This window comes from Arthrobacter sp. I3 (genome assembly GCF_000520575.1).
GTDB classification, from domain to species: Bacteria; Actinomycetota; Actinomycetes; order Actinomycetales; family Micrococcaceae; genus Arthrobacter; species Arthrobacter humicola_A.
The window spans coordinates 103,885-111,037 of sequence record NZ_KI914962.1; the positions used below are offsets into that span (position 1 = coordinate 103,885).

The following is a 7,153-nucleotide window of genomic DNA, read 5'->3' on the forward strand; positions in this document are numbered from 1 at the left end:
CCCTCCCGCAGCTCGGCTCGCCGATCGGCACCATCCTGTCCTCCGGCGGGTTCTTCGGAATGCTCTACCTGGTGGGCCAGGCCAACTTCGACGCCTGGGGCTGGCGCATCCCGTTCATCGCGGCGATCCCGCTGCTGGCCATCTCGATGTGGATCCGCAGCAAGCTCAGCGAATCCCCGGAATTCGAAGCCCTCATGGAGTCCGGCGAGACCGAGCACGCCCCCATCCGCGGGGTCCTGACGAAGAGCTGGCGCCAGATCCTGGTGGGCATGTGCTCCGCGCTGCTGGGTATCGGCGGCTTCTACCTCATCACCAGCTTCGTGGTCTTCTACGGCACCAAGGTGCTCAAGATGCCCTACGAAACGCTGCTGCTCGGCTCGCTGCTGGCCGCCGTCGTCGAAATCTTCGCCCTGATCTGGGCCGGGCGCATGGGCGAGAAGTTCGGCGCCAGCAAGGTCATCCTCTGGGGCGGCGTCGCCTCCGCCGTCATCGCCGTACCCGTCTTCCTGGCCATCGACACCGCCAACCCCGTCCTGGTCATCCTGGCCATGATCATCGGCGTATCCACCCTGTCCGTCCCGTACGCGGTGTCCGGCACGGCCTTGACCGCACTCTTCGCCACGAAGGTCCGGTACACCGGCGTCGCCATCACCTCCAACAGCGCCGGCGTTATCTCCGGCTTCGTGCCGCTGATCGCCACGGCCCTCGTGGCCGCCAACGGCAACTCGTTCTGGCCCGGCGCCATCATCTTGCTGGTGGTCTCCGCGCTGACCGCACTGTCCGGCATTTTCCTCCCCGCACTGAGCATCGAAGAAAAGGGAATGAAGCATTGAGCACAACAACCACCGCCGGGCACCTGATTGTTGCCCAGCTGGAACGAGCCGGTATCCCGCGCGTCTACGGCGTCCCCGGGGAGAGCTTCCTGGACGTGCTGGACGGCCTGCACGGATCCTCCATTGAAACGGTGGTGACCCGCCACGAGGGCGGCGCCGGATTCATGGCCCTCGCCGAAGGCCGGCTCACGGAGCTTCCGGGCGTGGCCATGGTGACCCGTGGTCCGGGCGCGGCCAACGCCTTCATCGCCATCCACACCGCACACCAGGACGCCACCCCGATGATCCTGTTCGTGGGCCTCATCCCGGTCGCGGACCGCGGCCGGGAGTCGTTCCAGGAATTCGACATCAACGCCTGGTTCGGCAGCACCGCCAAGAAAGTCGTGACGCTCGACGACGCCGCCTCCGCCGCCCACGTGGTGGACGACGCCATCTTCACAGCACTCAGCGGCCGGCCGGGACCCGTGGTGATCGGCCTGCCCGAAGACGTGCTGGTCCACGCGATCGAATCGGCCACGGTGGAGCCCAGGACCGTCGCCCGGACTGAACCTGCAGCAGCCGATCTCGCCGGCCTCGAGACGCGCCTGGCCGCGTCCAGGAAGCCCCTGATCGTGGTGGGCGGCGAAGGCTGGGACCAGGCATCCTCCGACGCGCTGGCCGGCTGGGCCACCCGCCACGGCGTCCCGGTGCTCGCAGACTTCCGCGCCTACGACGCCGTCCCGCACAACAGCGACGCCTACGCCGGCTACCTCGGCTACGCCCGCAGCGACGCCAACGCCCGCCGCCTCGACGAGGCCGACCTGCTGGTCTTCGTCGGCTGCGTCCGCGCCGACGTGCTCTCCGACGGCTACAAGCGCGGACTGGATGCCGTCACCGTCGTCGTCCACCCCGGCGCCGATCTGCTGGGCCACTTCGGCCGGCTGGACCAGCACATTCCGGCCCACGTCGCGTCCTTCGCCACCGCACTCGCCGCCACGGATTCCGCGGCGGATCCCGAGGCCGGCTGGCTGGCCGGGGCCCGTGCCGACTACGAAAAATTCTCCTCGGCGCAGCCGGATGGAGGCACGGGGGTGGACCTCGCCGTCGTCATGGAAATCCTCAAGCAGGAAATGGACGACGACGCCGTCATCACCTGCGGGGCCGGGAACCACTCGCTGTGGCCGGCCCGCTACCTGAAGCACAACACCGCGAACTCACTCGCCGCACCCCGCAACGGGGCCATGGGCATGGGGATCCCGGCGGCGGTGGCTGCCTCCCTGGCCTACCCCGGCCGCCAGGTGATTTCCGTGGCCGGTGACGGCTGCTTCATGATGAACGGCCAGGAAATGGCCACGGCCATGGGCCACGGCGGGAAGTTCATCGCCCTCGTGGTGGACAACGGCATCTTCGCCACGATCCGTGAGCACCAGGAAGGCCACTACCCGGGCCGGCCCTCGGGCACGCACATGACCAACCCGGACTTCGCCGCACTGGCCCGGTCCTACGGCGGCTACGGCGAACGGGTCGAGACGGCAGAGGACTTCGGCGCCGCTTTCCGCCGTGCCGTCGACTCCGGGCTGCCGGCAGTCCTGCACCTCCCGCAGGACCCCACCACCCGCTCACCCAAGACCGCCAGCAACTGACCGGAGCCCGTCATGATCACCCTGCACAACATCATCAACGGTGAGATCGGCCCCGGCAGTGCCGCCGACGGTTCGGACGCGGCCACCCTGCCGTTCTTCGACCCCGCCACCGGAGTCCAGCTCGGGACCGCCCCGGACAGCGACGCCGCCACCGTGGACCGCGCCTTCCAGGCCGCCCACACCGCCTTCCAGAGCTACAAGCGGACCACCCCGGCCGAACGCCAGGCCATGATGCTCAAACTCGCCGACCTCATCGAGGCCAACGTCGACAGGCTCTTGGACGCCGAGGTAGCCTGCACCGGCAAGCCGCGCCAGATCACCCGCGAGATCGAGATCCTCCGCGGCGCCGACCAGCTGCGCTTCTTCGCCGGCGCCTGCCGCGTGGTGTCCGGGACCGCCCAGACCGAATACGTCCGCGGCTTTTCCTCCACCGTCCGGCGCGAACCCCTCGGCGTGGTCGCCCAGATCACCCCGTGGAACTACCCGTTCATGATGGCCATCTGGAAGATCGGACCGGCGCTCGCCGCCGGCAACACGCTGGTCCTGAAACCGGCCGACACCACGCCCTGGTCCACCCTGGTGCTGGGCGAACTGGCGCAGGAGGCCTACCCCGCCGGCGTCGTCAACGTCATCTGCGGCGGCCGGGGGACCGGTGCCGCCATGGTGGATCACGAGATCCCGGAAATGGTGTCCATCACCGGCTCCACCCGGGCCGGGGCTCAGGTGATGTCCGCGGCGTCGAAGACCCTCAAGGACGTCCACCTGGAACTCGGCGGCAAGGCACCCGCGATCGTTTTCGCCGACACCGACATTGACCTGGCGGCCAGGGAGATCGCGCTCGGTGCGTTCTTCAACGCCGGGCAGGACTGCACCGCCGTGACCCGTGTGCTCGTCGAGGACTCCATCCACCAGGAGTTCGGCGCCGCGCTCGCCGCGGCAGCCGCAGCGCTGCAGGTGGGCGGCGACGCCGCGGACCTGGGCCCGCTGAACAGCGCCGCCCAGCTTGACCGGGTGGAAGGCTTCATGTCCCGGCTGCCCGCGAACGCCAGGGTCCTGGCCGGAGGCAAGCGGACGGGCACCGGCTTCCACTTCGAACCCACCGTGATCGACGGCGTGTTCCAGGCCGACGAGGTGGTCTGCGAGGAAATCTTCGGACCCGTCGTCACCATCCAGCCCTTCCGGGACGAGGCCGAAGCCTTGGAACTGGCCAACGGGACCAAGTACGCGCTGGCCTCCAGCGTCTGGTCCAACAACCACGGAGTCGTCACCCGGGTCTCCAATGAGCTGGACTTCGGCGCCGTCTGGATCAACTGCCACCAGGTGATCCCGGCCGAGGCACCGCACGGCGGTTTCAAGCACTCCGGGACAGGCAAGGACCTCTCCGTCTTTGGCCTGGAGGACTACACCCGCATCAAGTCAGTCACCACCTCCCACCGCTAAAGAACCACGTAGGTAACCCTTGAAACTCGATCTGCTGCTGCGCAACGCGGACATCATCACCATGGATGAGCGCCGCCCGCATGCCACCTCGCTGGGAGTCTGGCAGGGCCGGATTGTGGGCCTCGACGACGACCTGGCCGGCCTGGACGCGGCCGAAGTCCTGGACCTCGGCGGCGCCACCGTGACCCCCGGCTTCATCGACGCCCACTGCCACACCACCTGGTTCGGGCTCGGCCTGGGCGAACTGGACGTCTCCGCCGCGCGGGGCCTGACGCAGCTCTACGCCCTGCTGGAGGCCGGCATGGCGGCAGACAGCGCACGGCCTGAGGCAGGGCAAGAGCCCGGGACCGGAGCGGCGCCGGACTGGCTGCTGGCCACCGGCTTCAGCCAGCAGCAGCACGGCGGCGAGTTCCCGGACATCACCGTTTTGGACCGGATCACGGGAAACCGGCCGCTGTTCATGCGGCACAACTCCGGGCACATGGCCGTAGTCAACACGGCCGCGCTCCGGCTGGCCGGCGCCGAACCGGCGTCGTTTCCGGACCCCGACGGCGGCGTCATTGTCCGCGACGCCGACGGCCGCCCCACCGGGCTGGTCCAGGAAACCGCGCAGCAGCTGATCCAGCAGCTGATCCTGCCGTACTCGTCCGAGGCGATCGAAGCCGCACTGGACCGGGCCACCACCTACTACGCCGCGGAGGGCATCACGAGCTTCACCGAGGCCGGGATCGGCGGCGGCTGGATCGGCCACAGCCCCGTCGAGCTGGCCGCCTACCAGCGGGCGGCCTCCGCGGGCAGGCTCCACGCCCGGGCGCAGCTGATGCCCGTTCTGGATGTCCTCCACCCGCTCGGCGGGCAGCACCCGCCGGGCACCACGCCGGCCGGACTGGATCTGGGCATCGCCAGCGGCTTCGGCGGCGACTTCCTGTCCCTGGGCCCGGCGAAGGTTTTCCTGGACGGGTCACTGCTCGGCGAAACGGCCGCGGTCAGCCATGACTACTGCAGCCACGGCGGGACGGACAACACCGGCAACACCGGCTACTTCCAGGCCGAACCGGACGCGCTCCGGGCAAAGATCGAGGCCGCCTACGCGGCCGGCTGGTCGATCGCGGCGCACGCCATCGGCGACCGCGCCGTTGACCTCGCGATCGACATCATCACCGGCTGCGCCGCCAAATACGGCCCCCGGACCGTGCCCAACAGGATCGAACACGCCTCGATGACCCGGCCGGAACAGCTGCAACGGCTGGCCGCCGCGGACATCGCCGTCACCCCGCAGGCGAGCTTCTTCGCCGACGGCGGGGACGGCATGACGCTGTCCCTCGGCCCGGAACGGCTCGGTTGGGCCTACCGGGCGGCGTCGTTCCTGTCCGCCGGTGTGACACTCGCCGGCAGCTCCGACCGCCCCGTGGCCGACGGAAACGTGCTCCGCGGCATGCAGGCGTTCGTGGACCGGCGCACCGCCTCCGGGGCCGTTTTCGGGAACCCGGACGAGCGGCTGGGCCCGCTCCAGGCCCTGGCGGCGTATACCACGGGAGCCGCCGCAGCCACCGGCGCCTCCGGCGTCAAAGGCTCACTGACGGCCGGGAAGCTGGCCGACTTCACCGTCCTGTCGGGGTCCCCGCTTACCGCGGACAGCATCGCCGAACTCCAGGTGCTGGCCACCGCCGTCGGGGGGAACTTCACGTTCCGGAGCCCCGGCCTCACGTCCCCGGTTGCGGTCGATTCGGCCGCAACCGGTCCATTCTTCAGCACAGCCACCAATCGTTCATAGGGGAAAACCGTGACCACTCAGACCTCTTTCAGCACCCGCGACGCCGCGTTCGTGCGGGACTTCCACATCATGAGCGAATTCGGCGCTACCGAGAACGGCGGTGTGGAACGCCAGGCCGCCAGCGTGCCGGACGGCCAGCAGCGGCAATGGCTCACCGGCCTGCTGGAGGCCAACGGCTTCACCGTCCGGTTCGACCGGGCCGGCAACCAGTGGGGCCTGTACGAGGCCGTCCCGGGTGCCCCCTTCGTGGTGGTGGGCTCCCACATGGATTCCCAGCCGACGGCAGGACGCTACGACGGCGCGTACGGCGTGCTCGCCGCGGCCCATGCGGCCTTCCGGCTCGTGGAGCAGTGGGCCGCGGCCGGCGACGCCGGGCAGCCCCGGTTCAACATCGCGGTGGTCAACTGGTTCAACGAGGAGGGCTCCCGCTTCAAGCCGTCCATGATGGGCTCCTCCGTCTACACCGGAAAGCTCGAACTCGAAACCGCGCTGGCCACCACGGATGCAGCCGGAGTCTCGGTCCGCGAGGCCCTGGACGCGATCGGCTGCCGGGGCAGCTACGAGGGCCCCGAAGCCGCGTACTGCGCCGAAATCCACATTGAACAGGGCCGGAGCATGGAACGCGAAGGCATCACCATCGGCCTGGTGAACTCCAACTGGGCGGCCAACAAATACGAGTTCGTGGTCCACGGCGAGCAGGCCCACACCGGCTCCACCGTGATCGCGGACCGGAAGGACGCGCTGCTGGGCGCGTCCATGATGGTGGTCGCCGCGCGGGAACTTGCCGACACCTTCCCCGGCGTGCTGCACACCTCCGTGGGACAACTGAACGTCTACCCCAACTCGCCCGTGGTGGTGCCGTCCCGGGTGAGCCTGCTGCTGGACCTGCGTAGCGCCGATGAGGCTGTCCTTGCCGAGGCCGACGCCCTGCTGGACGAGCGGATCGCCGGGATCGAACGGCTGGCGAACGTCACGGTGGAGCGCAACCACGCCCACACCTGGCCCGTGACCCCCTACCAGCCCGAAGGCGTGGAACTCGCAGCCAAGGTGGCGGCGGACCTGGGCCTGGCGAACAAGCAGGTCATGACGCTGGCCGGGCACGATTCGACCAACATGAAGGACCTGGTTCCGACGGTGATGCTGTTTGTGCCCAGTGTGGACGGGATCTCCCACAACGAGCACGAATACACCACGGACGAGGACATCGTGGCCGGCCTGGTGATGCTCACCGAGGTAGTGAACCGGCTCTGCAACGGGGCGCTGGAGGACTGACCGCGGCCACCAAGGGCTGAACTCCACAGGTCCTCCGCGGCCACCGCGGAACCCCGGGCGCCTGCCAGTGCCGTCTCAGGCGCCTTCGGGCTTCTGCGAAATCCAGAGCATCGCCCCGTTGGGGTTGTCCGGCAGCTCGGCCGCATCGGGGTTGGCCACGTGCAGGGTCCGCCCGAAGGCCTCTTCCGTCAGGCTGACCCGGTGGCCGGCGG

At 69.3% G+C, this 7,153-nt stretch carries 4 protein-coding genes and 1 pseudogene; all 5 read left to right on the top strand.

Features of this window, described 5'->3' with window-relative positions:
• A pseudogene (locus Y706_RS28450) lies at positions 1-833 on the top strand (MFS transporter); the annotation flags it as partial.
• Positions 830-2,455: a thiamine pyrophosphate-dependent enzyme gene (locus Y706_RS0120515; protein ID WP_028278060.1), complete on the top strand. Its 1,626-nt coding sequence runs from the start codon at positions 830-832 to the stop codon at positions 2,453-2,455. The pseudogene Y706_RS28450 and the gene Y706_RS0120515, both read left to right, overlap by 4 nt.
• Positions 2,456-2,467: 12 nt before the next feature.
• Positions 2,468-3,895, top strand: a complete 1,428-nt coding sequence (locus Y706_RS0120520) for a gamma-aminobutyraldehyde dehydrogenase (RefSeq protein ID WP_028278061.1) — start codon at positions 2,468-2,470, stop codon at positions 3,893-3,895.
• Positions 3,896-3,914: 19 nt separating this feature from the next.
• Positions 3,915-5,669 (top strand): amidohydrolase, encoded by a 1,755-nt coding sequence (locus tag Y706_RS0120525; protein ID WP_028278062.1) that lies wholly within the window; start codon positions 3,915-3,917, stop codon positions 5,667-5,669.
• 9 nt (positions 5,670-5,678) lie between these two features.
• Positions 5,679-6,941 (top strand): M20 family metallo-hydrolase, encoded by a 1,263-nt coding sequence (locus Y706_RS0120530; RefSeq protein ID WP_028278063.1) that lies wholly within the window; start codon positions 5,679-5,681, stop codon positions 6,939-6,941.
• Positions 6,942-7,153 lie beyond the last annotated feature (212 nt).